We start from the raw sequence: 24179 nt of genomic DNA, 5'->3' as shown, positions 1-24179 counted from the left end.
CAAGGTGGCGCGCGGCCAGCATCCGGTTCAATCGGTATCGGCGCGCCGAGCCTGATCCTCCCAACGCGGTTCGAACGCGCGAGGTGGCGCTGCTTGGTCAGGCTTTGCGGGATTTGCGGCCGCGCGTGAAACCCCGATCCGATTCCATGAACCGCCCGACCATGGGCACGATCAGCTTTCCAGGCTCGGCGACCTTGGAATTGGTCTCGGCCGCCAGTTGCTTGCCATATTCGAGCAGGTCGCGGTGCATGGCCGCGGGCAGCTCCACCGTGACCTTCACCGGGGTGTCGTCCTCGATCGGCCCCAGCTTCAACCGGGTCATTGGCCGGACTCCCTATCATAGGGTTCGAGGACCAGATCGCGCGTCAGCAACACCCGCAGCGGCGCGCCGGGTCGGATGGTCAGGGTCGGCGTCAAGGCCAGGCTCCGCCCCACCGCCTGTTGCCCGACGTCGCTGATCGACTGGCCGGCGCCGCGGCGGATCGCCCGCTCCAGGTCATCGCCCCCGCTTGACTGGCCAGCTTCCGCGCCGATCGCCAAGACCGTGCTGAGCGCGGCGGCGGCGAGCACCGCCTTGCCGTGCCGATCGACACCGTCGGCCAACCCGGCCATGCCCTGGGCGTCCGCCGCCGGCAGCTTGTCGAGGATGATGGAGCGGCCCGTCGGCAGGATCAGGCGCGTCCAGGCCACCGACAGACGGCTCTGGCCGACATGGGTGGTCGCCTCATACTGGCCGATTAGCTTTGCGCCCGCCGGGATCAGAAGTAGGTGGCGGCCCAGGCTGTCGTAGACGTCCTGGCTGACCTGGGCGATCGCGAGGCCGGCCGCGTCGGACCGCAGGCCCGTCACCAAGGCGGCGGGAATGATCGAGCCGGCCTGCAGAAGATAGGGCGAGGCCGGCGCCTGAAGGCGCTCGGGGCTGGTGGCGCGCTCGTCGGGCGCCGCGCTCCCGGCGGTCGGGGCCGGCAAGACCGGTTCGGCGCGACGAACGGCCGCCGCGGCGAATAGGCCTGACGCACGCGCGCCATCCGCGGCCTGGACGACAGGGTCGACGAGCGCCGGGCGCCGCGCCGGTCGCGGGAGCGCCGGCGTCGGCTCCAGGGCGGGTGTCACGCTCGGCGACAATGCCGACCGCTCAAGGCCCCGCGTACGCTGGGCGCTGAGCATGGGTCGCCCGAGATCGCCGGGCAGCGGCGGCCCCAGCACCGGGGCCTGGCGACGCTGAAGGTAGTCGCGTGGCAGGCCCGTCACCGCCTCCGGCGGGGCCGCGGCCTGCAAGACCGGCGGCGGCGCCGGCTTGTCGCGCTCGCGCAGCGACCAGACCAAGGCGCCCGACAGGCCGATCGCGAGAAGGCCGCCCGTCACCATGAGCGCCTTGCGCGAGACCTGCGCCACAGGCTTGGCCGGTCCGCGCAGCCGAAGGGTCTTGGCGATGGCCTGCTGCTCCTGATCCACGGCCTGGGTCATCGGCCGGCCTCCTGGTCGCCAACGCCGCGTTCGATGCGGACGCGGCGTTCCCACCGCTTGAGCCCAAAGCGAAGCTCGGCATGGTCGAACAAGCGATCGACGACCAGCCGGCGCCCGTCGACGCGGTAGTTGACCAGCTCGGCGGTCTTGCCATCGGCGCCCAGGACGTAGAGCGGCGGCAGGTCGGTCAGCGCCGCCCCTGGACCAAACTCGACATAGGTCCGCGCGCCGTCGTCGAACACTCGCGCCGGCCGCCAGCGCGCCCGCCCTTTGAGACGGTAGTCGAAGTTGAGACGGACGGGCGCCGTCGCGACTGGCGGCGCGAGCACGACGACGGGCTCAGCCGCAGCCTTCGACATCGCAGCCGGCGGGTAGCGCCAAGCGACCTGGGACAGGTAGGCCCGAGCCGAGGCGCGCATCCGCAGGTGATAGCTGCGCCGGCTGGTGTTGATGATCAGGTTGGATGTCAGGTCGGGTTGCACGGGCTTGACCAGGACATGGACGCGACGCGTCTCGCCCTCGCCGCTGGCGGTGTCGCCGATCACCCAGCGCACGGTGTCGCCGGCGGCGATCGGATTGGTCTCGACCAGGGCCTCGCCCGGCTCCAGCACGATGTCGGTGACGTGGCCCGGCGCGGCCACCAGGTCATAGACGCCGCCTTCGGAAAACAGGAACTCGACGGCCGCCAACGCCTGCGGCGGCTCGGCCCGCCTGGCGCTCGGCCACGCCTGGCCAGCCGCCGGCGCCATCAGGCCCACAAGCGCGGCGATCAGGAAGGGCCGGCTCATGCGCCGTACTCCCGCGACCAGGAGATGGCGTGAACGAAGATCCCGAAGGGATTTTTCACGAAGGCGTCGGGCGAGGTCGGCGCGGCGATGACCAGGGTCAGGATCGCGCTCCAGCGCTGGGTCGAGACCAGCTGGCCGTCGACATAGCGCCGCTCGACCCAGGCCAGGCGAAAGCTGTCGGGCGAGGCGCGCACCACATTGGTGACGTCGACCGCGACCTGGGCCTTGCCGACCTGCGCGAAGGGATCGGCCCCGCGCGCATGGTCCGACAGCGCCGCCGCCCCCGCCGCGTCGGCGAAGTCGTAGGCCCGCCGCCAGTTCTGGCCCAGCACCACCGGGTCGGCCGGCAAGGCGCGGGTGTTCTCGACGAACCGCGACAGGGCCCAGGCGATCACCGGGTCGGGCGGGCGATAGCCTCGCACGGCCGGGCCTACCGCCAGGGTCTGGCCCAGACGGTCGACCTCCACGACCCAGGGGATAACGGTGCCGCGCGCGGCTTGCCAAATCATGCCGCCGGACTGGACCATGTTGCTGGCCAGGAGGCCCAGGGCCACAAGCCGCCAGTTGGCCGCCTGGACCCTGGCCGAACCGATACGCTGGTCCCAGGCCTGGCCGGCGCGCTGGTAGGGGGTTTCAGGAACGGGTGTCGCGCCCAGGCGCGAGGGACCCTTGAACGGGTTCATCAGCTTTGCTCCGAGAGAGAAGGACTTGCGCCGCCGCTGTGGTCGTCACCGCTGGCCAGGCCGTGGGCGGCCAGGCTCGCCCCGTGCGCCAGGGCCTGCTGCTGCTTGAGGTCGCGCGCCCAGTCGGGCGCCTCGCCGCCCTGCCCCGCGGCGGCGTTCGCCGGCGGCGCGCCGGGGCCAGGATCGCCGTCGCCCGACGGCTTGGAACCGCCAGACGCCGAGCCGCCGCGTTGTTCCCCAGCGCCGCCCGAGCCAGGGCCTGGGCCAGGTCCCCCGCCGGTCGGCGCCGGCGCGTCGGGTCCGGGACGCGGCCCCATAGCCCCGCCGGCCGACGCCGTCGACGCCAGGCCGGCTCCGCCGCGCGCGACCATCTGCGCCGCGCCGACCCCGACCATGGCCATGCCCGCCACGGTCAGGCCCGTTCCCACCGCCGCGCCGGCGCCCAGTTGCGGCGCGCCCGAGACCAGGCCCGAGGCGATGCCCGGCCCGAAGATCGACAGGCCCAGCAGGGTCAAGGCCGCCAGGGCCATGGCCAGGACCTCCTCGAGGGTCGGCTGGCCGGCCGAAGCGCTGTTGAATTCGGAGAAGAGGCTCGAGCCGATCCCGACGATCACCGCCAGGACCATAACCTTGACCCCCGAGGCGATGACCGCGCCCAGGACGCGTTCGGCCAGAAAGGCGGTGCGGCCGAACAGGCCAAACGGCACGAGGACGAACCCGGCCAGGGTGGCCAGCTTGAACTCGATCAGGACCACGAAGATCTGCACCGCGATCACGAAGAAGGCGACGATGACCAGCAGGGCCACGGCCAGCAGGATCACGATCTGGACGATGTTCTCGAAGAAGCCGGGAAAGCCGCCCAGCTCGCTGGCCGCCTGCAGGATCGGCTTGCACGAGGAGATCCCGAGCGCCGCCAATTTTCCGGGCCGTAGGAAGTCGTCCGCCGAAATCCCCGCGCCCGAGGCCTTCAGGCCAAGGCCCGAGAAGCTCTTGAGCACAATCAGGCTCAGCGCGTGGAAGTTGCCGATCAGGAAGGCGAAGAAGCCGACATAGAGCGTCTTCTTGACCAGGCGCGCGGTGACGTCGTCCTGGGCCCAGGCCCAGAACAGCGCCGCCAGGGTCATGTCGATGGCGACCAGGGTGGTGGAGAGGAACGCGACCTCGCCGCCGAGCAGGCCAAAACCGCTGTCGACATGCTGGGTGTAGACGTCCAGCATCCGGTCGATGACGCCGGTGTCGCTCATGACGCCGGCCGGCCGAAGAAGTGCTCCCGGGCCGCGGCCCAAGCCGCACGGCAGGCCTCATCGTCCTGCCCGGCCGTTCGGCAGCGCGCGAGCTCGCTCTCGATCATGCGCGACGGCGCCGCCGCTTGAGCCTGGATAGGAGCCTGGGACGCCCTGCCCGCCAGGGCGGCGATCCCAAGCAGAACGATCAGTGTGGTCCCCCAGACGAGGGACCGGTTCATGGCTGGGGCGTGGCTCCCATGAACTTGGAAAAGCGGGCCTTGGCGTCGGCGCGCGCGGCGGCGCGGTCGGCCGCCTCCAGTGCTTCGGCCCGGCCATTGGCCACCACGACCGCGGTCAGGGCCGAAAGCTGCTGGGCCTGCAAAGCCAGGAGCTGATTGCCGGCCTGGGCCGCCTGCAGCGCGCCGCTGGCCCCCTGGCTGGCCGACACCAGGCTTTGCATCTCGCCGCGGCTGGTCTCCAGGCCGCCGACCACCCCGGCCTGCACCTTCAGGGCGTCCTCGAACCCGGCCACCGAGGTGGTCCAGCGCGCCTCGGCGCGCGCGGCCAGGTCCGCGTCGGTGGCCAGCAGGTCGGCCACGTCGTAGCGGCGATGAAAGGCGTCCTGGATGTCCTGGACATTGTAGGCCAGGGCCCGGGCCTGCCCGAGCAGGGCCTGGGTGGCGGCGACCTGGTCCTGCAGCGCCGATAGCGACGAGTACGGCAGACTGGCGAGGTTGCGCGCCTGGCCGACCAGCATCTGGGCCTGGTTCTGCAGGCTGGTGATCTGGTTGTTGATCTGCTGCAGCGCCCGGGCGGCCTGCAAGACGTTCTGGGCGTAGTTGCTGGGATCGTAGACGGCGACCTGGGCCAGGGCCGAAGGGGCCAGGCCGGGCACGGCCGCGAGCACGGCCGCGCCGCAGAGCAGCGCCGCCATGCGGCGACGGGAGAGGCGTCGGGAAACACTCATCGCGAGGACTCCGGGAGGGTGATGGACGGCAGGAGGTCGGCGGCCCAGGGCAGACCACGACGACGCAGCCAGGCGGCCGCGAAGTCGTCCGGGCCGTGGTCGGCCAGGACCTGGGCGATGTCGGCTTGGTCGGTCTTGGAGGCGGCGGCGCAGAACGCCAGGGCGATCGGCCCCAGCCCAAGGTCGAACAGGCGCTCGCCGGCCCGTGACTGGACGTAGTAGTCGCGCTTGGGCGTGGCCTGGCTGAGGATCTCGACCTGCCGATCGCTAAGGCCAAAGCGGGCATAGATCGCGGCGGACTGCGGTTCGAGGGCGCGCGGATTGGGCAGGAAGATCCGTGTCGGGCAGCTTTCGACGATCACCGGGGCGATCGGACTGGCGTCGATATCGGTCAGGGACTGGGTGGCGAAGACGACCGAGGCGTTCTTCTTGCGCAGGGTCTTGAGCCACTCGCGCAATTGGGCGCCGAAGGCGGCGTCATCGAGCGCCAGCCAGCCTTCGTCGATCAGGATCAGGGTCGGCCGACCGTCGAGGTCGCGTTCGATCCGGTGGAAGAGATAGGCCAAGACCGCCGAGGCGGCCGGCGTGCCCAGAAGGCCTTCGGTCTCGAAGGCCTGCACCGCGCCGGCGGCCAGCGCCTCGACATCGGCGTCCAGCAGCCGACCCCAAGGTCCGGCCAGGGTGTAGGGGGTCAAGGCGCTCTTCAGATCCAGGGTGGGCAACAGCGCCACAAGGCCCGTCAGGGTCCGCTCCTCGGTCGGCGCCGAGGCCAAGCTCGCCAGCGCCGACCAGACGTGATCACGCACGGTCGGGGTGACGACGACGCCCTGCCCGGCCAGCAGGACCGCGATCCATTCGGCCGCCCACACGCGCTCGGCCGGATCGTCGACCCGCGACAGCGGCTGCAGGGCGACGGGCGCTTGCTCGGCGTCGCGCAAGACCCCGCCCAGGTCATGGAAGACGCCGCCCATGCCCAGGGCCGCCGCCCGGATCGACCCGCCGAAATCGAAGGCGACGATCCGCGCCCCGCCATAGCGCCGAAACTGCAGGGCCAGCAGCGCCAAGAGGACGCTCTTGCCGGCCCCGGTCGGGCCCACCACCAGGGTATGACCCACGTCGCCGGCGTGCAGCGACAGCCGAAACGGCGTGGAGCCCTCGGTCTTGGCCATCAGCAGCGGCGGACCGCCCAGGTGCGGGTTGAACGAAGGCCCGGCCCAGACCGCCGACAGCGGCGCGATGTGCGCCAGGTTCAGGGTCGACAGCGGCGGCTGGCGGACGTTGGCGTAGACCTGGCCCGGCAGGGTCCCCAGCCAGGCCTCGACGGCGTTGATCCGCTCCCTGATGATCGAGAAATCCCGGCCGGCGACGACCTTCTCGGCGAGCGCCAGCTTGGCGTCGGCCAGATCCGGGTCCTCGTCCCACACGACCAGGCTGGCCGTGACATAGGCGTAGGAAACAAGGTCGCCGCCGAGATCCTGCAGCGCCAGGTCGGCTTCCCCGGCCTTGTTGGCCGCGTCGCTGTCGACCAGGGCCGAGGGTTGCTGGGTCAGGGCTTCCTGCAGCAGGACGCCGATCGACTTGCGCTTGGCGAACCATTGGCGCCGAATCTTGCCGATCAGGCGGTTGGCGTCGGCCTTGTCGAGACAGATCGCGCGGGTCGACCAGCGATAGGCGAAGGCCAGGCGATTGAGGTCGTCGAGCAGCCCGGGGAGCGTCTGGCTCGGAAAGCCGACCATCGTCAGGACCCGCAGATGCGCCCCGCCCAGGCGCGGTTCGAGCCCGCCCTCCAGCGGCTGCGTCGCCACCAGGGCGTCCAGATGCATCGGGGTTTCGGGAACGCGCAGGTCCTGGCGGCGGGTGGTCGCCGCGCCGTGCAGGAAGCTCAAGGTCGCCGCATCGTCCAGCCAGGCGGCCTCGCGGGCCAGGCCCTGGATCAGCGCCAGCAGCCGGTCGGACCGATCGACGAAGCCGGCGAGCTGGGCGCGCCAGTCGATGTCGGCGCGGGCGCGCCCCTCGACGAAGAGGCTCTCCAGCCGCCCGGTGCGCTCCGCCGGCGGCAGGTAGACCAGGGTCAGGAAGTAGCGGCTCTCGAAGTGCGCGCCTTCCCGCAGGAAGGCCTGGCGGCGCTCGATGTCGACCAGGGCCGAGACCGGATCGGGAAAGACCCCATCGGGATAGGCCATGGCCGGGTCGCGGCGGGCCTCCACGAAGATCGCCCAGCCCGAGCCCAGGCGGCGCAGCGCGCTGTTGAGCCGCGCGGCGACGGCGGCGACCTCCGCGGCCCCGACCGACTCCAGGTCGGGCCCTCGGAAGCCGGCGGTGCGCTGGAAGGCGCCGTCCTTGTTGAGCACCACGCCCGGGGCGACCAGCGCCGCCCAAGGCAGGTAGTCGCAGAGGACCTTGGGCCGACGGGCGTATTCGCGAAGGTCCAGCATCGCTAGACCCCCAGCCGCGCAGGCACGCGCACGTGCCGGCGGCCGACGTCGAAGATCATCGGGTCGTGACGGGCGGCCCAGACGGCCAGGCCGTGGCCGGCCAGCCAGACCCCGACGCCGACCAGCCACAGCCGCAGGCCAAGGCCCAGGGCGGCGGCCAGGGTGCCGTTGACCAGGGCGATCGCGCGCGGCGCGCCGGCCAGCAGCATCGGCTCGGTCAGCGCGCGATAGACGGGCGCGGCGAAGGCGGCGGCGCGATCGCCCGACATCAGATGACCGCCCCGCCGCCGAACGAGAAGAACGACAGGAAGAAGCTTGAGGCGGCAAACGCGATCGAGAGCCCGAAGACGATCTGGATCAGCTTGCGCGAGCCGCCGGAGGTGTCGCCGAAGGCCAGGGTCAGGCCGGTGACGATGATGATGATCACCGCGATGATCTTGGCGACCGGCCCCTCGATCGACTCCAGGATCCGCTGCAGCGGCTCCTCCCAGGGCATGGACGAGCCGGCGGCCTGGGCTGACCGACTGGTCAGCAGCGCGACGAGGGTCAGCGGCGCCAACCGGGCGATGTGACCCAAGGGATCGAGCATCGATCCGGACAGCAGGCGCGCGCGCAAGGAACGCACGGATTGGGCGGGCATCAGGCAATCTCCTCTTCTGGGGGGCAGGCGGGGCTGAGCTGGTAGGCGCCGTCGGAGCCAAGGCCCCATAGGCGGACGAGATCGACCAGGCGGCGCTGCCGGCCGCGGCCGGCGATAACGGCGACCAGGTCGATGGTTTCGGCGATCAGGGCGCGCGGCACGGTGACCACCGCCTCCTGGATCAGCTGCTCCAGGCGCAGCAGCGCGCCCAGGGCCGAGCCGGCGTGCAGGGTGGCCACGCCCCCCGGGTGGCCCGTGCCCCAGGCCTTGATCAGGTCCAGCGCCTCGGCGCCCCGCACCTCGCCGATGATGATCCGGTCGGGCCGCAGGCGCAGGGACGAGCGCACGAGGTCGGCGAGACTGGCCACGCCCTCCTTGGTGCGCAGGGCCACCAGGTTGCGCGCCGGGCACTGCAGCTCGCGCACGTCCTCGATCAGGACGACGCGCTCGTCCAGCGTCGCGACCTCGAAGAGCAAGGCGTTGACCAGGGTGGTCTTGCCGCTGGAGGTGGGCCCCACGACCAGAATGTTGCGGCGCTCAAGAACCGCATCGGCCAGCGCCCTGGCTTGTTCGGCGCGCATGACGCCCTGCTCGACATAGGCGCCGAGGGGAAAGACCACGCTGGCCGGCTTGCGCAGCGAGAAGGTCGGGCCCGAGACCAGGGGCGGCAGCAGGCCCTCGAAGCGCTCGCCGCCGCCCGGCAGCTCGGCGGCCAGGCGCGGCCGGCCGGCATGGACTTCGGCCCCGACGTGATGGGCGACCAGGCGGATGATCCGCTCGCCGTCGGCGGGGCTCAGCGACAGGTCGGCGGGCCGCAAGCCCACATCGAACCGGTCGATCCACACCGCCCCGTCCGGGTTGAGCATGACCTCCGCGACGCCGGGATCTTCCAGCCGCGCGAGCAGCAGCGAGCCCAGGGCCGTGCGCAGCATGCGATGGCTGCGCGACATCTCCAGATCAGGCTTGGAAGGCTCCACGGCGCATCCCCGTTGTTCACGGGGACGAGTAAGAAGACCGCGTTCGGCCCAGCCTCAACGACCAAATCGCTGGAGAAAACAACGGCTACGAAAGAGAACCTGACGGCATGTCGGTCCGGCGCCAACGCCCCGAAGAGACGCCAAAAGACGGCTCAAGGCGCGATGCGCCTTAAGCGGCGGCATCCTCGAAAGCGCGAGCGCCGAGGTTGTGCCCCAGCCTTCCGTGAGCCAAGTTTCAGCGCCCTGCCCGGCGAAGGCCTCGAAATGCTCGCGCCGTCGCGGCTAGCGGAGCGTCCGCGATGGCGGCGATCACATTTTTCGCTCCATTCACAAAGGGCCTGCAGCGAGGCGACAAAGAAATCGCCGATGAAGCAGCGCCTAGGACAAATGACCTAGACTCTCTAGGTCATTTGTCCTAGGTCGTGACGCAGCATGGAGGACAAGGTGTCAGCCGCCGATACGAGAGCGCAGATTGTCGAAGCGGCCGATCGCCTGTTCTACGAGCGCGGCTTCGAGGCCACCACGTTTGGCGACATCGCCTCGGCCACCGGCCTGTCGAGGGGCAACTTCTATTATCACTTCCGAACCAAGGACGAGATCCTCGACGCGGTGATCGAGCTGCGGCTGGTCAACACCTCGGCCATGCTCGCGTCGTGGGAACGCACAAGTCCGCTGCCCGCCGATCGCATTCGAAGCTTCATTGAGATCCTTATCGAAAACCGAACCAAGATCATGGGCCATGGCTGCCCCGTGGGAACGCTTTGCGCCGAGCTTTCCAAGCTCGACCACCCGGCGGCGGCGGCGAGCACGGGTCTCTTCGGGCTCTTCCGCGATTGGCTGAAGCTTCAGTTTGCGGCGCTGGGCCGGGCCGACGCGGCGGACGCGCTGGCCATGCACGCGCTGATGCGCAGCCAGGGCGTCGCCACGCTCGCCACGGCCTTCAAGGACGAGGCCTTCATTCGCCGTGAGGTCGCCGACCTGAAAGCCTGGCTTGACGCTCAGGCGCCAAACCTTCCTGAGCCCCCTTCCCTGGAGGAACGCCAATGTTCGTGATCACCCTACGTTTCGCCGACAAGAGTCGCGCGCCGTCCTTGATGGATGACCACAACGCCTGGATCAGGAAGGGCTTCGAAGACGGAGTGTTTCTGCTGGTCGGGAGCCTTCAGCCCGCCGCGGGCGGCATGATCGTCGCCCATGGCGCGACGCGCGCTGAAATCGAATCCAGGGTCCAGGACGATCCCTTCGTCGCGGCGGGCGTCGTGACAGCGGAAATCGCCCAGATCGTGCCCGGCAGAACCGACGAGCGCCTGGCCTTCCTGCGACCCGCCGCCTGACCCGCAGGTCCGCGCCGCCGGCCGACGCCTCGTCGGCGCGGCGCGACCGGCAACAGGCGCACCATCGCGATATTTCGCGTCAATCGCGCCACGAGGCGCCGTTAGCGCACCTCCGACAAGGCGACGTTCGCGGGTTTGGCTCAGGGTGACAATTTCGCCTACGGTCGCCGGTTCAGAATTTCGCCTGCGCCTGTAACCATTACGCCTTCCCCAGCGAATATGGTCATGGAACAGGGGACAATCATGGCGATCAGCGGCGACTATCCAACCCCGGTCAACGTCAACGGCTTCTCGTGCAAGAACTGCACGGACGTCGACAATGCCAAGAAGCACATCGATCCGGCCCATCCCAAGGATGGTCCGTTCGGGATCAACGCCAAGAATCGTCCAGACGCCATAGAGCGCACCGCCGCCCGGTCCTTCGACCCAACCTACGAAGGCCAGGCCGCGGTGACGTTTGGCGGCCAGCTCAGCGTCTTCGCCGACAGGGCTCCAACAGGACCGCCCGTCGTCATCGCCGCAGGCTCTCGCGTCAATATCTCAGTCTAGAAGCTGGTGCGGAACGCCGCTCGCCCCCGGACGCTGTCCTGGCGAGCGGCCTCGCCGAAGCGTGAACGATCCTGGCGGACGCTATGGACGGCGATGGCCTCCAGCACGATCTCGGATCCTTCGCGGACGGCGAGCGACCAGGCCGCCGTGGCCGCCCAGCCGTGCTCGGCGTTGTTGTCCAGCGCCTTGAAAGTGCGGTCGCTGACCGAGAACTGATCCAGCCTCACCGTGGCGGTTCCGGTCTTCAGGGTTCGTGACACCAGCCCATAGGCGGCGGCGAAGCCGACGTCGGCCGGCTCGCGGCCGTTGACCGCGACGCCCATCGCGGTCTCGCCGGTCATGGCCTGCACCAAGACCTCGGTGTTGGCGTCCGGCGTCCAACGCGCGGCGACCTGCGCGAAGCGCGTTCGCCAAGCATACTGGCCGTTCGTCACGGTCGTGCGGTCGCCGTTGTTGTCATAGCCGAACAGGCTCAGCGCCAAGGTCTGGGACGGCGCATAGTCCAGCCGGACATAGCCGCCCCAGCGTCCATCGACCTCGTCGACCGGCCGCGTGGCTTGCGCCTGCTTGCCAGAAAACATCGCCGGCACGGTCGGAAGCTTGAAGGTTCCGCCCAGATTGGCGCGCAGATCGTGCAGCGCCCAGCCCCGAAATGTCAGCAAGGCTCCGGAGGTGTCATTGCCCTGGAAGGCGGCGACGGTGGCGCCGATCGGGTGGCCTGCAACGGCGCCGCGCAAGGTCACCTCCGCGCCCGCCACCTTGACCTCTTCGGCGATCCAACTGTCGATCGCCGATGGCGTCAGGGAGCGGGCCAGGGACCATTCGGTCCCGTCGTGCTCCAGTGAAGCGGGCGGGAAGAACAGGCCCGCGCGCCCGGACAGACCCAGAGCGGCGCCCGGTGCTGGCCGCAGCGTCACATAGGCCTCGTCGAGCCCGACGGCGCGATTGGCCAGGGACTGGGCGTCCGCGGACACCAGAGCGCCGATGCGCTCGCTGAAGCTTCCTCGCCAGGCCATGATCGCCGAGCCCTCGACCCGGACCTGATCTCCGCCGGTCTGCAGCTTGCCCAGGCCGCCCTTGAGCCAGGACGCTTCGCCCGAACCCATCGATGGCCCGGCGATGATCACGCCCGAGAACGCGTCCCTCGAAAGCAGATCTGCGGCGCGGGCTGCGCGCGGCGCGGCGCCGGCCAGGGCGAGCAAGGAGGCCGCCGTCAGGACTGAGGATCGCATCATCGACCAAGCTTGCTCCCCTTCCCCCTATGGCCGGCTTAAGAAACGGCGGACGGCGACCGGCAAGGAAACAGAGCCAGCCGCCGCCCGGGCGGCCTCCGCTGGGGGGAGCGGGAACTTCGAGGCCACACAAGGCCATTCGCGCGTCGAATGGCCGAGGTTACGCCCTCCGGAAAATATGGCGCGCGACGGTTCCTGAGAAATTTCCGGCGCCCGGCCTGTAACCGAAAGCCAAGCTCTCGCGAATGGGTTGATGTCGGGCCGATCAGCGGTCTGGCCTCATCAACCCGGAAACGCCCCATGACCAACTTCAAATCCGCCACGATCGCCTCGGCCGCCGCCCTGTTCGCCATGACCAGCATGGTCGCCGCCACCCAAGCCTCCGCCGCCCCCAAGGCCTCCGCCGAGAAGGTCCACTGCTATGGCGTCAACACCTGCAAGGGCACCTCGGACTGCAAGACCGCCAAGAACGACTGCAAGGGCCTGAACGACTGCAAGGGCCAGGGCTTCAAGGCCATGACCAGCAAGGCGTGCGTCAAGGCCGGCGGCTCGCTGACCGCCCCCCAGTAATGCGCGCAGGCCCGGCCGGCCCTCGCCGGCTGGGCCACGTCCGCCCCGCTCTTGTCCAGGATGACGACATGTCCGACCGTGTGATCGCGCCCTTCGAGGGTTTCGGCCTGGGCCTGCGTCCGCCCCACTACGCGGACTTTCTCGAGCGCGAGGTCCCCGTCGATTTCGTCGAGGTGATCTCCGAGAACTTCATGGTTCGCGGCGGTCGGCCACTGTACGTGCTGGACGCCGTGCGCGAGCGTCATCCGGTGGCGATGCACGGCGTGTCGATGTCGATCGGCTCGGCCGATGGCGTGAAACCGGACTATCTGCGCCGCCTCAAGATCCTGGTCGATCGCGTCGATCCGCTGTGGGTGTCCGACCATCTGTGCTGGACCGGCCTGGAAGGCTTCAATTCCCACGACCTGCTGCCCCTGCCCTACACCGAGGAGGCGCTGGAAGTGGTCTGCGCCAACATCGCCCGCGTCCAGGATGTCCTCGAGCGACCGATCCTGCTGGAGAACCCCTCCAGCTATCTGACGTTTGAAGGCGACGAGATGACCGAGCACGGCTTCATGGCCAGGATGTGCGAGGCCACCGGCTGCTCGCTGCTGCTCGACATCAACAACATCTATGTCAGCGGAACCAACCATGGCTTCGATCCCGCCGCCTATATCGCCGGCGTGCCGGTCGACCGGGTGCGCCAGATCCACCTTGCCGGCCACAGCCAGGGGCGGGATCTGCTGATCGACACCCATGATCAGCCGGTTCCCGATCCCGTTTGGGCGCTCTACGACATCGCCTGCCATCGCTTTGGCCCGGTGGCGACGATGATCGAGCGCGACGACGACATTCCTCCCCTCGGTGAGTTGCTGACCGAACTCGACATTGCGCGAGCCCGCGCCGGCGGCTTGGAGCGCGCCGCATGAGCCTGCTGTCGATTCAGCGCGGCCTGCGCGACCACATCCTGGCGAACAAGGCCGATCGCCCAGAAGCCGTCGCGGCCAACGGCGAGGCCGGTCTCGCTGTCTATCGACATGCCTATCGCGCCCAATTGGTCGCCTGCCTGCGCGACACTTTCGAGCAGACTTGGTCATGGCTGGGTGACGATGGTTTCGACGCCGCCGCGATCAGCCATATCGCGGCCCACCCGCCCAGAGGCTGGACACTGGACGCCTATGGCGAAGACTTTCCCCAAACCCTGGCGGGGCTCTACCCCGACGATCCGGAGGTGGCCGAACTGGCCTGGCTGGACTGGAGCCTGCGCCGCGCCTTCGACGGCCCGGACGCTGACCCGATCACCCCAGAGGCGCTGGCCCAGGTGGATTGGGAAAGCGCCGTCCTGACCTTGTCACCGACCCTGACGATCGGCGCGGTCGCGACCAACAGCGCCGCCATCTGGGGCGCACTCACGGAGGGGCAGACGCCTCCCGCGGTTGAGCGCCTGCCCGCACCGGCCGCGATCCGCGTCTGGAGACAGGGCCTGTCGCCCCGCTACAGAACGATCGACGCCTTCGAACGACTGGCCCTGCTAAGGGTGCTGGACGGCTGCGCGTTTGCCCAGTTGTGCGAACAGCTTGGCGACCCCGATGATACCGAGCGAACCGTCGAGCGGGTTGGCGGTCTTCTGGGCGCCTGGCTTCAGGACGGGCTAGTCCTCAGCGCCCGATCATGACCTGACGGTCCAAGCGCCGGCCTACGGCAGCTCACCAAGGGAGCGGGCGCCAAGCCCCGGATGATCGCCGGGCCTGGGCGCCGATCGATCCTAATGAAACAGGCGATCTTCCGGAGCGATCGAGATGCCGTTCAGCGCCACAACCGGACCCAAGCGCCACTCCAGGAACGCGACGTTCAAGGTAGGAAATTGAAGGTGGAAAATCGACACGACTTGGATCGGTATTCCCACCGGACATTCGCCAATTGGCTTCTGGGATCGGCCCAGAAACCTGACCTCAGAACGGGCTCGCCGCGAGTCGAACTAGCGAAGTCGCACGAGGAAACCTGGTCGCGGATAGCCATTCAATGATCACAAAAAGGGGCGCCGCCTGCGCGACGCCCCATGGTTGATCCGGCGGAGAATCCCGCCGATCAGTAGTCCATCGCCGCAGCCGGCGCGGCCTTTTCTTCCTTCGGCGCCTCGGCGATCAGCGCCTCGGTGGTGATCAACAGCGAGGCCACCGAGGCGGCGTCCTGCAGAGCGGTGCGCACGACCTTGGCCGGGTCGATGACGCCCGCCTGAATCAGGTCCTGGTACTCGCCCGTGGCAGCGTTGAAGCCCCAGCCGTAGTCGGACTTTTCGAGCAGCTTGCCGACCACATAGGAGGCGTCCTCGCCGGCGTTGGCGACGATCTGGCGGGCCGGGGCTTGCAGGGCGCGGCGCACGATGTCCACACCCGCCTTCTGGTCGTCATTGGCGGGCGTCACTTTGTCCAACGCCTTGAGGGCGCGCAGCAGGGCGACGCCGCCGCCCGGCAGGATGCCTTCCTCCACCGCGGCGCGGGTGGCGTGCAGCGCGTCGTCGACGCGGTCCTTCTTCTCCTTGACCTCGACCTCGGTGGCCCCGCCGACGCGCACCACGGCCACGCCGCCAGCCAGCTTGGCCAGGCGTTCCTGCAGCTTTTCACGGTCATAGTCGGAGGTGGTGTCCTCGATCTGGCGACGGATCTGGGCGACACGGCTTTCGATCTCGCCGCGCTGGCCGGCCCCATCGACGATCGTGGTGTTGTCCTTGTCGATCGTCACCTTCTTGGCGCGGCCCAGCATTTCGACGGCGACGGTCTCCAGCTTGGTCCCCAGCTCTTCGGAGACGACGTTGCCGGCGGTCAGCACCGCGATGTCCTCGAGCATGGCCTTGCGGCGATCGCCAAAGCCCGGGGCCTTGACCGCCGCGACCTTCAGGCCGCCACGCAGCTTGTTGACCACCAGGGTGGCCAAGGCCTCGCCCTCGACGTCCTCGGCGATGATCAGCAGCGGCCGGCCCGACTGCACGACCTTCTCCAGCAGCGGCACCAGGGCCGCCAGGTTCGAGAGCTTCTTCTCGTGGATCAGGATGTAAGGATCGTCCAGCTCGACGCGCAGCTTGTCATTGTTGGTCACGAAATACGGGCTGATATAGCCACGGTCGAATTGCATGCCCTCGACCACTTCCAGTTCGGTGGCCAGGCTCTTGGCCTCCTCGACGGTGATCACCCCCTCGTTGCCGACCTTCTCCATGGCTTCGGCCAGAATCCGCCCGATCTCCTCGTCGCCATTGGCCGAGATGGTGCCGACCTGGGCGATCTCGGTATTGGCGCTGATCTTGCGGGCGTGACTCTTGAGGTCGGCCACCACGGCGCTGACCCCCAGGTCGATGCCGCGCTTGAGGTCCATCGGGTTCATGCCGGCGGCCACGGCCTTGGAGCCTTCGCGGACGATGGCCTGGGCCAGGACCGTGGCGGTCGTGGTGCCGTCGCCGGCCAGGTCGTTGGTCTTGGAGGCCACTTCGCGCAGCATCTGCGCGCCCATGTTCTCGAACTTGTCCTTCAGTTCGATTTCCTTTGCGACGCTGACGCCGTCCTTGGTGATGCGGGGGGCGCCGAAACTCTTGTCGATGACGACGTTGCGGCCTTTGGGGCCCAGGGTGACCTTCACAGCATCGGCCAGGATGTCGACGCCGCGCAGCATGCGGTCGCGGGCGTCCGACGAGAACTTCACTTCCTTGGCAGCCATGGTTCCTACTCCTCTCGGTTGGGCTGTCAGTGAATGGGGTTGGGGTGGGGCTCAGGCGGCCTTCTTGAGCGTCGCCTCGGTCTCAAGCACGCCCAGGATGTCGCTCTCCTTCATGATCAGCAGGTCCTCGCCGTCGATCTTGACCTCCGTGCCGGACCACTTGCCGAACAGGACGCGGTCGCCGGGCTTGAGGGACAGCTCGACCAGCTTGCCGGCTTCGTCGCGGGCGCCGGGGCCCACGGCGACCACCTCGCCCTGCTGCGGCTTTTCCTTGGCGGAGTCGGGGATGATGATGCCGCCCGAGGTCTTCTCCTCGGCCTCGATGCGGCGGACGACCACACGGTCGTGCAAGGGGCGGAAATGCATGCATAACCTCCAGATGCAAAACGGAATGTGACGGGCCCGCCGGTCTGTCGACCAGCGGACAAACGCCAAGCTAGGCGGCGTCGAGACGGCTTCAAGAGGCGCCTTGCGAAAATTTTCGTCGCGCGTGCAACGCATTGAAGTTGCCCGGCTCTTCTGCGCCGCCCCCCCTTGACGATATCACGAGCGCCACAACATCCTGGGAGCCGCGGACGGCCATCGCCGTTGCGCCAGAAGGAGTCAAGTACAGGAGGCCGTCGTGTCCCGCGCCCGTTTCCCAGAACCCATCGCCGCGCCCCGCGCCTCGAAATCCCAAGCCTGAGGCGCCGCCATGAACCGCGACCTTCTCAAGCAACTGGACGGCTACGGCCTGACGACGGCCGAGATCCATTACTATCGCCTCGACCATCCGAGCCTGCTGCAGCTCTATGTCTGGCAGGACTACGACCTGGCGCCGCGCTTTCCGGTGCTGCAGGGCTTCCTCGATCACTGGCGGCGTGAGATCGAGGCGGCGCTACACTCGGTGCAGGTCGCCCACCAGCGCCTGATCGGGCCTACCGAATGGCGGGCGGTGAACGGTGTCATCTCGCTCCATTGAGTACGACGACGCCGGTGGCGCAGACCTGGCCCGGCCGGCCGTAGCCGACCGGAGATCTCGACGGGAACGTGGCGCGCCGCGCCGGCATTTTGTCGTCAGGGTTCCGCCGCGCCATGAAGGCGATGGCGGGACCTTCCCGATCGACGCCTTCGGGCCCTCCGCCCGGAGGATATGAACCCGAGGGAGACGCCTATGCTCGCGAACACCGAGCCTTCTGTTCCTTTCCAAGGCCTGGGCGCGGTCCTGGAGAAGCTGCTGCGGCCCGCCGTGGGCTTTCGACATCCTAGCGAGGTTCTCAAGGACCCGTTGCTTGAACCGTCCGAGAAGCGGGCGATCCTGTCGTCCTGGGCGTCCGACGCTTCGGCGGTCGAGGATCATCCGACCCTGCGCTGGCTCTGGGGCACGGAGGCGCCCGCACCGCTCAGCGATGTTCTCGACGCGCTGGCGCAACTGGATCGGTGGGACCAGGCGCGACCTCGATGAACGAGAAACTGATCATCACTGCGCTGGAGACCTTGGCGTCGGCCATCGCCAGCGTGAGCCGCAGCGTCGTCGCCATGCAGAAGGGCGACACCCTGGCCGCCAAGGAGCAGATCGAAACCTGCGTGGGCCTCCTGGCCGACTTCCAGGAACTGCGCGATCAACTGGCCGGCAGCGAGGCGAAGACATCCTAGGTTTTGCCCGAGGACGGGCGCCGCCAAACCTACTTCCGGCGCTCGAAAAATTTCGCGCGCCCCCTCTTGAAGCCGAAAACACGCTTTCTAACTCGGTAGGCGCCGGATGCCACTCGAGGGTCCGGCGGTCAGGAGGCGTCCGTGCTTCCGGGCGCCTCTCAGGTCCAACTTGCTCGTTCGAGGAGATGGAAATGAGAACGGCATATGATTTCTCCCCGCTTTACCGGTCGGTGATCGGCGTCGACCGCATGGCGGACCTCATCGAAACCGCGATGAGGAGCGAGGGAGATCGAACCTATCCGCCTTATGACATCGAGAAGATCGGCGAGGACGCCTATCGGATCACCCTGGCGACGGCCGGATTCAAGGCCGACGAGCTGGAGCTGACCGCGCAGCCGAACCTGCTGATCGTGTCCGGCCGCAGGACAAGCGGCGACGAGGGCCACACCTATCTGCACCGCGGCATCGCCGGCCGTGACTTCGAGCGCCGCTTCGAACTGGCCGACTACGTGGTGGTCAAATCGGCGCAACACGCCGACGGCCTGTTGTCGATCGACCTGGCGCGCGAGGTGCCAGAGGCCCTCAAGCCCCGACGCATCGAGATCGGCGCGCCCGGCGGATCCTCGGAGCCCAAGCGCATTGGCGACGACAAGTCGGACCGCCAGGCGGCCTAAGGCCAGTCCTTGATGATCAAGGGTTCCGGGGCGACCGCCCCGGAACCGACGCTCGTGCAGAAAGGAGAATGTGATGAACGTGCGTGATCTCGTGCCATGGACCCGGACCAGCGACCGGGACCGCAATCTTCCCGCAAGCCAGGAGGCGGCCAGCCCGCTGTTCACCCTGCACCGTGAGATGAACCGCCTGTTCGACGACGTCTTCCGGGACTTCGCGGCGCCGACCCTTTGGGGGCGAGGCGGCGCCTGGCCCCAGGTTGAGGTGGAGGAGGCCGATAACGAATATCGGGTGACGGCGGAACTGCCGGGCCTGGATGAAAAGGACGTCGAGGTCCTGGTCCAGGACGATGTGCTGATCCTGCGCGGAGAAAAACGCGCGGAGACCACCGACCGGGCCCGCGCCTTCAGCGAGCGGGTCTACGGCCGCTTCGAGCGGCGTCTGGCTCTGGACGGCGTCGACGAAGCCGGCGTCAAGGCGACGTTCCGCAACGGCGTGCTCACGGTGACGGCCCCGAAGTCGGCCCAAAGCCAAGATCGCGTCCGGAAGATCCCGATCAATTCGTCGGGAACGACCCACTAAACCTTGGTCGCGCGGCGGCTTGCTGCCGCGCGACATCGACCACCAGGGCGCCTGCCACGTCCCTAGTGCGCCAGAAACAGACCTTCAGCTTGCTCCGAGAAGCCGACGCTCTGCAGCTCGCCGAAATCGCGCTCGTCGATCCCAGGTAAAGGCCGGAGACGCCGTTTGGAACGTCGGCTGGCCGACCTTGCGCGGATGAGGATGGGAGGCGCGGAAGGCGCCCCTGAGTGCTTCCCGCCGGCTTCCGCCCCCTCTCGTCCCGAGCGTAGATGGCCGCAGGTTTCTCGGAGGTGACGACGGCATGGACAAGCAGATGGCGGAGGCGATGGCTCGCGCAGCCGGTACGAGCATCTCCAAACTGGGGCTTCGGTTCGATCGGGTGGTGCTACGGCTGCTGAGGGACCTGACCCAGCACTGCGATCGCGTGGTGCCTGATGGAGCCCGGGTCTTGGTGACGATCTCCGCCCCCATCCGGCTGCCCGCAACGACGGCGGATCACCTGAAGCAGCGGATCGAGGCGCTTATCCTCGAAGGCCCGCCCCCGCTGGAGCAAGTGACTGAAGTGCACGGAAACACCGTCGGCCTGCGCCTCGTCCGGGCTGCGCCAGGTTCGCAGCCGAGGCTATTGGGCCTTGTTCACAACCCGGAGAAGGATCCGAGACAATTGCTGGAGCTAGCCGAGCGGTACGCGGAAAGCGCGCTCGGCCCCAACTCCCCGCGTCTTTGAAGTCTGGATGAGCCGGCGGGCGCCGACGATCACGACAGAGCCGCAAAGCGCCATCACCGGACTCTCGGATCCCTCCGGAAACACGACGTTTAGGCCGGTTGGAGCGATGATCGACCCATTCCAGACATTAGCAGCCGACCGCCTGACTTACCCGTGCCGTCAAGCGTGCGCCCTTTCGAAAGGGGCAGAATATGGCCGACTTGATCACCGTGACGCTCTCCGATTGATTTTCGGGGTAGGAACGACGGCGCGGAAGCCGACGGGATAAAGCGGTGCAACACTATCGTCGGGCAAATCGGGGCGCTGTTTCTCCACCGCCGCCATCGAGGAGGGCAGTTCGAAGGGCAGACGGCCCTCTGGGCGGACAATGCCGGTAAGCGCGTCGGCGACGGCCGCATCGGTTGCGCCGAAATCGCCGGCAAGCATCGCGGTGTAGGGGCGAAGGCTGGTGAGGATAGCCGGGCGATCGAGGTGGACGATCGCGATCACCGGCGTTGTGCTGGCAATCTTGCGGACTGCTTCCAGATCGGGGTCGCCAGGCTGGAAGTCGAGAGCGCCTTCGTGCTGGACGCGGCCTGCAGCGAAATTGGGATGAAGCAACTGGTGAGGTGCGGCGAGGCGCACGATCGCAGCGTCCGCCTGATTGGGGCGGTCGACGATGGTAAAACCAAGCGCGGCGAAAGGCTGGGGTGCGAGGCCGCGTAGGAACAATCGGCGGTGGGTCGCCCTCGAGAGCGGGAACAGGCCGCGATTAGCCTGAAGCAGAACGATCGAGCGCGCCTGCGTGCGCTGCGCTTCGGCGAGGAAGTCGGCATTGCCGACCAGTTTCGCCGCCGTGTCGGGATCGACATACGGGTCTTCGAACAAGCCCAGGGCGAAGGTCTGGGTCAGGACCTTGAGCACTGCGCGATCGACCTGGGCCTGCGCAATTTTCCCGTCGCGCAATGCCGCCATAAGGGCGTCGACGCGGGTCGTGCCGCCAAACTGCTCGATGCCCGCATCGACGCCCTTGGCGAAGCGGTCTTCCTCGGCCAGATCTTCCACACCCCAGGCGGGGCTGAAGTCGGACCAGTTTGGCTCAGCCCCGGGTTTTGCGCCGACGCGGCAAGTTTCGTGGCAATCGTTGGTGATGCCCCAATCGGACAGAACGAGGCCGGTGAAATGGTAGCGATGGCGCAGCAGATCGGTCAGGAGATAGCGACTGAAGCCGGCGGCGGTCCGGATCGAGTGCCGTTCCGCGTCGTGCAGCTGCTTGGGCAGCGAGTACATCGGCATGACTGCGGCGACATGCGCGGTGAAGGCGGCCTGGAAGGGGATGACGTGCCTGGGCAAAGCCGTCTGGGTCACCGCGGAGAAGCGACCATAGTAGTTGTGGCTGTCGAAGCCCTGATCGGCAGCGGCGCCATAGCCCACCCAATGTTTGACGACGGCGGCGACGCTGTCAGGGCCAATGCCGTCGGCGCCGCCCTGAATACCGGCGACGTAAGCGCCGACCATCTGCGCGGCGAGTGCGGGGTTGGATCCGAAGGTGCCGTCGATGCGCGGCCAGCGCGGCTCGGTGGCGATGTCGGCCTGCGGCGAGAGCGCGATGCGGATGCCTACCGCCTTATATTCCCGGCGGACAATATCGGCGCTGCGCCGGGTGAGCCTGGCGTCTCCGATCGCGGCGAAGCCGAGCGGATCGGGGAAAGCGGTGAAACCGCCCGCAGCAACGCTGGCCCCTGCTACGCCCTCGAGCTGGTTGCGCGGGTCCGAACTCAAGCTGAGGGGGATGCCGAGCCGGCCCCTCTCTGCGATCGCCTGTAGCCCATTGTTGGCGGCCGCGAGCTTAGCGGGCGTAGCCGCCAAGCGTGTGATCATCGCGGTGACATGCTTGTCGAGGATCTCTTGGGAGGCGTTGGCGACAATGTAGTCGTCGCCGGTCGTGTAGAGCGAGCCGTGCACCATCTGACCGATCTTTTCGTCCGGCCTCATGCGCGACAGGAGGTCGGCGGCGCGTCTGGGGGGCGGCAGCCGCCAATCCTCATAGGGTTCAACTTGGCCATCGCGGTTGAGGTCGCGAAACGCGAGTCCCTGGGCATGCAGGATCGGGATCGTACGCGTACCGAGGTGGGGTTGGCGCGTGGGCAATGATTCCGCACTCGCCGGGACAGTCAGAGCAATCCCTGTCAGGGCCGCCAGAATCGTAGCCTTTCGCAATTTTTTCTCCCGTTCGTGCTGAAGCGCCCGTCCGACCAGCGTTGAGGTGGCCTTCAAGCAAACGTCCGCCTATCGCATGGGCTCTTCGAAAAGGCGCCATACCGCTAACGGCGCCAATGTTAGTGAACGATGCCGAACCGGATCTTCAGAAGCGTCGGCCCGGTTAGATTGAGGCCGTCTTGGACCTAATCGCCGTTCCAGCGAGGTTTCATGTCAGATTGGCCATCCTTGAAGGCGCCCTCTTCGATCCCCCCGTAGCGAAAGGTGCGCCGTCGACGAGCAGCGGGTGCCGCCCATCCTTGCTGACAAGGCGCGGGCGTTCCGCTGCTGTTGCGGGAATGGCGAAACAGAGTGCGAAAAGCGCTCCCAAAGGCAACGAAGCAATCCCATTCTCCTCTTTTCGGACACGCTGTCCGAATTGATACCTACGGAGTCAGCCGCAGCATCACGACGCCATGGGGCTCAACAGTGGCGCTGTACGAACCCTTCCAATTGCCCACCTCCTTGTGCGTCCAGAGGTCGCGGACCCTGGCGCGCAGGGTGGACGCATCACCCAGATCGCCGTTGTCGACCGTGATATTCACGGGCGTCGCGCCGCGGTTGAACAGAAGGACAGCGCGGCCGCCGCCAGCGAGCGGCTTCATCCAGATTTCCTTGTCGCCGTCCTTCGACACTCGATGGCCCTGTACCCCGAGCCGGTCCTGATCGACGGCGATCACGTCCTTGTTGGTAAGGATCGAGCGCGCGCTTTCGTCCATGGTGGAAATGTCGTTGCCGGCCATCAGCGGGGCGGCCATGATCGCCCACAAAGAGAAGTGAGAGCGATATTCGGCCGTGGTCATGCCGCCGTTGCCGACCTCAAGCATGTCGGGATCGTTCCAGTGGCCGGGACCGGCAAACGACCACAAAGGCTCGTTATCATCGAGGATCTCGAGCAGAGGATGGACCCATTGGTTCTTCGGGTCCCACTTGTCGAAACTGTCGCGGATGTCGCCGGTGGTCCGCCAGAGGTTGCCCACATTTCGCGCCCATAGCCATGGCTTTGCCCCCCCCCACTCGCACATCGAGAAGACGATCGGCCGCCCGGTCGAGCGCAGCGCGTCGGCCATCACCGCATAGGCTTCCTCTGCGTTGCGCGAGCCCGTCTCGCACCAGTCATATTTCAGATAATCGACGCCCCAGCGGGCATAAGTCATCGCGTCCTGATATTCATGGCCCTGGCTGCCCGAAAACCCGTCGCAGGTCTCCCGCCCCGCATCCGAATAGATTCCGAACTTCAGTCCTTTTGAGTGGACGTAATCGGCTAGCGCCTTGATCCCGGAAGAGAATTTTACCGGGTTGGCGGTAATGAAGCCGTTGGCGTCGCGTGGTCCCTGCCAGCAATCGTCGATGACGACATATTCATAACCGGCGTCCTTCATGCCCGACGTCACCATTGCATCGGCGGCTGCTCGGACGATCTTCTCGTCAACATTGCAGGCGAACTTGTTCCAACTGTTCCACCCCATGGGAGGCGTTTGCGCGAGGCCGTTGGGCGCCTTGTTGACGACCTTTTGGGTCGTTTCCCCCGCCCAGGCATTCTGCGTAACGAACAGGCACGCCGCCGCCACCAAAATTGCTCTTCCCAACAAACCTCGCACCCGACGATGCGCTCGCCCACAGAATTTCACTTCATCGCCCCCAAGCAGGTCGGCCACTGACCGTTCTAGCGTCGCGCGCTTCGCCGAAGCGGAGCGTTCTAGAGCAAAGAGTCTGACCCTTCAACATTACTCAGACAATTTACAGGCGTATAGGCGATGGACACCCCGC

General features: G+C 67.7%; 28 protein-coding genes. 12 read left to right on the top strand and 16 right to left on the bottom strand.

Annotated elements, in window-relative coordinates:
- Window positions 1-97: 97 nt before the first annotated feature.
- The 11 genes from BM066_RS01135 to trbB are packed head-to-tail and all read right to left on the bottom strand — an operon-like array spanning window position 98 to window position 9138.
- The gene (locus tag BM066_RS01135; protein ID WP_089923617.1) at window positions 98-322 is read right to left on the bottom strand and encodes a DUF2274 domain-containing protein; all 225 of its coding nucleotides are present in this window, start codon (window positions 320-322) and stop codon (window positions 98-100) included.
- Entirely contained in the window at window positions 319-1467 is a 1149-nt protein-coding gene (locus BM066_RS01130; RefSeq protein ID WP_089923613.1) for a TraB/TrbI/VirB10 family type IV secretion system protein, read from the bottom strand. The genes BM066_RS01135 and BM066_RS01130 overlap by 4 nt, the downstream gene beginning before the upstream one ends.
- Window positions 1464-2255 (bottom strand): P-type conjugative transfer protein TrbG, encoded by a 792-nt coding sequence (trbG, locus tag BM066_RS01125; RefSeq protein WP_089923610.1) that lies wholly within the window; start codon window positions 2253-2255, stop codon window positions 1464-1466. The genes BM066_RS01130 and trbG overlap by 4 nt, the downstream gene beginning before the upstream one ends.
- Complete coding sequence (gene trbF, locus BM066_RS01120) at window positions 2252-2938, bottom strand: conjugal transfer protein TrbF (RefSeq protein WP_089923605.1); 687 nt, start codon at window positions 2936-2938, stop codon at window positions 2252-2254. The genes trbG and trbF overlap by 4 nt, the downstream gene beginning before the upstream one ends.
- A complete protein-coding gene (gene trbL / locus BM066_RS01115) occupies window positions 2938-4182 on the bottom strand; it encodes a P-type conjugative transfer protein TrbL (protein WP_089923602.1) in 1245 nt (414 codons plus the stop codon). The genes trbF and trbL overlap by 1 nt, the downstream gene beginning before the upstream one ends.
- Window positions 4179-4403, bottom strand: coding sequence for a putative entry exclusion protein TrbK-alt (gene trbK-alt / locus BM066_RS01110; RefSeq protein WP_089923599.1), 225 nt, complete (start codon window positions 4401-4403; stop codon window positions 4179-4181). Before trbK-alt ends, trbL begins: the two co-directional genes overlap by 4 nt.
- Window positions 4400-5131 carry a P-type conjugative transfer protein TrbJ gene (gene trbJ, locus BM066_RS01105; protein WP_089923597.1) on the bottom strand — a complete coding sequence of 244 codons (732 nt, stop codon included), beginning with the start codon at window positions 5129-5131 and terminating at the stop codon, window positions 4400-4402. The genes trbK-alt and trbJ overlap by 4 nt, the downstream gene beginning before the upstream one ends.
- On the bottom strand, window positions 5128-7566 hold the full coding sequence (trbE, locus tag BM066_RS01100) for a conjugal transfer protein TrbE (RefSeq protein ID WP_089923594.1): 2439 nt from the start codon (window positions 7564-7566) through the stop codon (window positions 5128-5130). The genes trbJ and trbE overlap by 4 nt, the downstream gene beginning before the upstream one ends.
- A gap of 2 nt (window positions 7567-7568) precedes the next feature.
- On the bottom strand, window positions 7569-7835 hold the full coding sequence (locus BM066_RS01095; protein WP_089923592.1) for a VirB3 family type IV secretion system protein: 267 nt from the start codon (window positions 7833-7835) through the stop codon (window positions 7569-7571).
- Window positions 7835-8155, bottom strand: a complete 321-nt coding sequence (locus tag BM066_RS01090; protein WP_089923713.1) for a TrbC/VirB2 family type IV secretion system protein — start codon at window positions 8153-8155, stop codon at window positions 7835-7837. The genes BM066_RS01095 and BM066_RS01090 overlap by 1 nt, the downstream gene beginning before the upstream one ends.
- 50 nt (window positions 8156-8205) lie before the next feature.
- Complete coding sequence (gene trbB / locus BM066_RS01085; RefSeq protein WP_177218352.1) at window positions 8206-9138, bottom strand: P-type conjugative transfer ATPase TrbB; 933 nt, start codon at window positions 9136-9138, stop codon at window positions 8206-8208.
- A 477-nt stretch (window positions 9139-9615) separates the two neighbouring features.
- Between trbB and BM066_RS01080 the strand changes: the two genes are divergently transcribed.
- The 3 genes from BM066_RS01080 (at window position 9616) to BM066_RS01070 (ending at window position 11066) form a co-directional block, all read left to right on the top strand.
- Window positions 9616-10236 (top strand): TetR/AcrR family transcriptional regulator, encoded by a 621-nt coding sequence (locus BM066_RS01080; protein ID WP_218150882.1) that lies wholly within the window; start codon window positions 9616-9618, stop codon window positions 10234-10236.
- The gene (locus tag BM066_RS01075) at window positions 10227-10517 is read left to right on the top strand and encodes a YciI family protein (RefSeq protein WP_089923585.1); all 291 of its coding nucleotides are present in this window, start codon (window positions 10227-10229) and stop codon (window positions 10515-10517) included. The genes BM066_RS01080 and BM066_RS01075 overlap by 10 nt, the downstream gene beginning before the upstream one ends.
- Before the next feature lie 225 nt (window positions 10518-10742).
- A complete protein-coding gene (locus BM066_RS01070) occupies window positions 10743-11066 on the top strand; it encodes a hypothetical protein (RefSeq protein WP_143093622.1) in 324 nt (107 codons plus the stop codon).
- Here BM066_RS01070 and BM066_RS01065 read toward each other — a convergent pair.
- Window positions 11063-12301: a hypothetical protein gene (locus tag BM066_RS01065; protein ID WP_089923581.1), complete on the bottom strand. Its 1239-nt coding sequence runs from the start codon at window positions 12299-12301 to the stop codon at window positions 11063-11065. The genes BM066_RS01070 and BM066_RS01065 overlap by 4 nt on opposite strands.
- 297 nt (window positions 12302-12598) lie before the next feature.
- Between BM066_RS01065 and BM066_RS01060 the strand changes: the two genes are divergently transcribed.
- The 3 genes from BM066_RS01060 to BM066_RS01050 all read left to right on the top strand — a co-directional run bounded on the left by BM066_RS01060 (window position 12599) and on the right by BM066_RS01050 (window position 14522).
- Window positions 12599-12868 (top strand): BufA2 family periplasmic bufferin-type metallophore, encoded by a 270-nt coding sequence (locus BM066_RS01060; RefSeq protein ID WP_089923580.1) that lies wholly within the window; start codon window positions 12599-12601, stop codon window positions 12866-12868.
- Window positions 12869-12936: 68 nt separating this feature from the next.
- A complete protein-coding gene (locus tag BM066_RS01055; protein ID WP_089923577.1) occupies window positions 12937-13776 on the top strand; it encodes an MNIO family bufferin maturase in 840 nt (279 codons plus the stop codon).
- A complete protein-coding gene (locus BM066_RS01050; protein WP_089923574.1) occupies window positions 13773-14522 on the top strand; it encodes an HvfC/BufC N-terminal domain-containing protein in 750 nt (249 codons plus the stop codon). Before BM066_RS01055 ends, BM066_RS01050 begins: the two co-directional genes overlap by 4 nt.
- Before the next feature lie 413 nt (window positions 14523-14935).
- Here the strand turns inward: BM066_RS01050 and groL are convergent, their stop codons facing one another.
- Both groL and groES read right to left on the bottom strand, forming a co-directional pair.
- A complete protein-coding gene (gene groL, locus BM066_RS01045; RefSeq protein WP_089923570.1) occupies window positions 14936-16555 on the bottom strand; it encodes a chaperonin GroEL in 1620 nt (539 codons plus the stop codon).
- Between the two features lie 51 nt (window positions 16556-16606).
- Window positions 16607-16921 carry a co-chaperone GroES gene (gene groES, locus BM066_RS01040; RefSeq protein ID WP_089923567.1) on the bottom strand — a complete coding sequence of 105 codons (315 nt, stop codon included), beginning with the start codon at window positions 16919-16921 and terminating at the stop codon, window positions 16607-16609.
- Between the two features lie 328 nt (window positions 16922-17249).
- On the opposite strand from groES, the gene BM066_RS01035 reads away from it, so the two are divergent.
- The 6 genes from BM066_RS01035 (at window position 17250) to BM066_RS01010 (ending at window position 20171) form a co-directional block, all read left to right on the top strand.
- Window positions 17250-17516 carry an usg protein gene (locus tag BM066_RS01035; RefSeq protein WP_089923564.1) on the top strand — a complete coding sequence of 89 codons (267 nt, stop codon included), beginning with the start codon at window positions 17250-17252 and terminating at the stop codon, window positions 17514-17516.
- Window positions 17517-17708: 192 nt separating this feature from the next.
- The gene (locus BM066_RS01030) at window positions 17709-17999 is read left to right on the top strand and encodes a hypothetical protein (protein ID WP_255367433.1); all 291 of its coding nucleotides are present in this window, start codon (window positions 17709-17711) and stop codon (window positions 17997-17999) included.
- On the top strand, window positions 17996-18190 hold the full coding sequence (locus tag BM066_RS01025) for a hypothetical protein (RefSeq protein WP_089923561.1): 195 nt from the start codon (window positions 17996-17998) through the stop codon (window positions 18188-18190). Before BM066_RS01030 ends, BM066_RS01025 begins: the two co-directional genes overlap by 4 nt.
- Before the next feature lie 191 nt (window positions 18191-18381).
- Window positions 18382-18864, top strand: coding sequence for an Hsp20 family protein (locus tag BM066_RS01020; RefSeq protein WP_089923559.1), 483 nt, complete (start codon window positions 18382-18384; stop codon window positions 18862-18864).
- Window positions 18865-18937: 73 nt separating this feature from the next.
- Window positions 18938-19444, top strand: coding sequence for an Hsp20/alpha crystallin family protein (locus BM066_RS01015; RefSeq protein ID WP_089923556.1), 507 nt, complete (start codon window positions 18938-18940; stop codon window positions 19442-19444).
- A gap of 301 nt (window positions 19445-19745) precedes the next feature.
- A complete protein-coding gene (locus tag BM066_RS01010) occupies window positions 19746-20171 on the top strand; it encodes a hypothetical protein (RefSeq protein ID WP_089923553.1) in 426 nt (141 codons plus the stop codon).
- 204 nt (window positions 20172-20375) lie between these two features.
- On the opposite strand, the gene BM066_RS01005 is transcribed toward BM066_RS01010, so the two are convergent.
- Both BM066_RS01005 and BM066_RS01000 read right to left on the bottom strand, forming a co-directional pair.
- The gene (locus tag BM066_RS01005) at window positions 20376-22427 is read right to left on the bottom strand and encodes a glycoside hydrolase family 3 protein (protein ID WP_218150881.1); all 2052 of its coding nucleotides are present in this window, start codon (window positions 22425-22427) and stop codon (window positions 20376-20378) included.
- Between the two features lie 368 nt (window positions 22428-22795).
- Window positions 22796-24067, bottom strand: a complete 1272-nt coding sequence (locus BM066_RS01000; protein ID WP_255367432.1) for a glycoside hydrolase family 27 protein — start codon at window positions 24065-24067, stop codon at window positions 22796-22798.
- Between the last annotated feature and the right edge of the window lie 112 nt (window positions 24068-24179).

The sequence above is a fragment of the Caulobacter sp. UNC279MFTsu5.1 genome, from assembly GCF_900114015.1.
Lineage (GTDB): Bacteria > Pseudomonadota > Alphaproteobacteria > Caulobacterales > Caulobacteraceae > Caulobacter.
The sequence above is the reverse complement of the archived record's forward strand: the minus strand, read 5'-3'. Positions and strand labels throughout refer to the sequence as shown.

Bases quoted from the DNA above. Each gene is read 5' to 3' on its own strand.
- BM066_RS01135 (WP_089923617.1), bottom strand. From the start codon at position 322: ATGACCCGGTTGAAGCTGGGGCCGATCGAGGACGACACCCCGGTGAAG.
- BM066_RS01130 (WP_089923613.1), bottom strand. From the start codon at position 1,467: ATGACCCAGGCCGTGGATCAGGAGCAGCAGGCCATCGCCAAGACCCTT.
- trbG (WP_089923610.1), bottom strand. From the start codon at position 2,255: ATGAGCCGGCCCTTCCTGATCGCCGCGCTTGTGGGCCTGATGGCGCCG.
- trbF (WP_089923605.1), bottom strand. From the start codon at position 2,938: ATGAACCCGTTCAAGGGTCCCTCGCGCCTGGGCGCGACACCCGTTCCT.
- trbL (WP_089923602.1), bottom strand. From the start codon at position 4,182: ATGAGCGACACCGGCGTCATCGACCGGATGCTGGACGTCTACACCCAG.
- trbK-alt (WP_089923599.1), bottom strand. From the start codon at position 4,403: ATGAACCGGTCCCTCGTCTGGGGGACCACACTGATCGTTCTGCTTGGG.
- trbJ (WP_089923597.1), bottom strand. From the start codon at position 5,131: ATGAGTGTTTCCCGACGCCTCTCCCGTCGCCGCATGGCGGCGCTGCTC.
- trbE (WP_089923594.1), bottom strand. From the start codon at position 7,566: ATGCTGGACCTTCGCGAATACGCCCGTCGGCCCAAGGTCCTCTGCGAC.
- BM066_RS01095 (WP_089923592.1), bottom strand. From the start codon at position 7,835: ATGTCGGGCGATCGCGCCGCCGCCTTCGCCGCGCCCGTCTATCGCGCG.
- BM066_RS01090 (WP_089923713.1), bottom strand. From the start codon at position 8,155: ATGCTCGATCCCTTGGGTCACATCGCCCGGTTGGCGCCGCTGACCCTC.
- trbB (WP_177218352.1), bottom strand. From the start codon at position 9,138: ATGCTGCGCACGGCCCTGGGCTCGCTGCTGCTCGCGCGGCTGGAAGAT.
- BM066_RS01080 (WP_218150882.1), top strand. From the start codon at position 9,616: ATGGAGGACAAGGTGTCAGCCGCCGATACGAGAGCGCAGATTGTCGAA.
- BM066_RS01075 (WP_089923585.1), top strand. From the start codon at position 10,227: ATGTTCGTGATCACCCTACGTTTCGCCGACAAGAGTCGCGCGCCGTCC.
- BM066_RS01070 (WP_143093622.1), top strand. From the start codon at position 10,743: ATGGAACAGGGGACAATCATGGCGATCAGCGGCGACTATCCAACCCCG.
- BM066_RS01065 (WP_089923581.1), bottom strand. From the start codon at position 12,301: ATGATGCGATCCTCAGTCCTGACGGCGGCCTCCTTGCTCGCCCTGGCC.
- BM066_RS01060 (WP_089923580.1), top strand. From the start codon at position 12,599: ATGACCAACTTCAAATCCGCCACGATCGCCTCGGCCGCCGCCCTGTTC.
- BM066_RS01055 (WP_089923577.1), top strand. From the start codon at position 12,937: ATGTCCGACCGTGTGATCGCGCCCTTCGAGGGTTTCGGCCTGGGCCTG.
- BM066_RS01050 (WP_089923574.1), top strand. From the start codon at position 13,773: ATGAGCCTGCTGTCGATTCAGCGCGGCCTGCGCGACCACATCCTGGCG.
- groL (WP_089923570.1), bottom strand. From the start codon at position 16,555: ATGGCTGCCAAGGAAGTGAAGTTCTCGTCGGACGCCCGCGACCGCATG.
- groES (WP_089923567.1), bottom strand. From the start codon at position 16,921: ATGCATTTCCGCCCCTTGCACGACCGTGTGGTCGTCCGCCGCATCGAG.
- BM066_RS01035 (WP_089923564.1), top strand. From the start codon at position 17,250: ATGAACCGCGACCTTCTCAAGCAACTGGACGGCTACGGCCTGACGACG.
- BM066_RS01030 (WP_255367433.1), top strand. From the start codon at position 17,709: ATGCTCGCGAACACCGAGCCTTCTGTTCCTTTCCAAGGCCTGGGCGCG.
- BM066_RS01025 (WP_089923561.1), top strand. From the start codon at position 17,996: ATGAACGAGAAACTGATCATCACTGCGCTGGAGACCTTGGCGTCGGCC.
- BM066_RS01020 (WP_089923559.1), top strand. From the start codon at position 18,382: ATGAGAACGGCATATGATTTCTCCCCGCTTTACCGGTCGGTGATCGGC.
- BM066_RS01015 (WP_089923556.1), top strand. From the start codon at position 18,938: ATGAACGTGCGTGATCTCGTGCCATGGACCCGGACCAGCGACCGGGAC.
- BM066_RS01010 (WP_089923553.1), top strand. From the start codon at position 19,746: ATGGACAAGCAGATGGCGGAGGCGATGGCTCGCGCAGCCGGTACGAGC.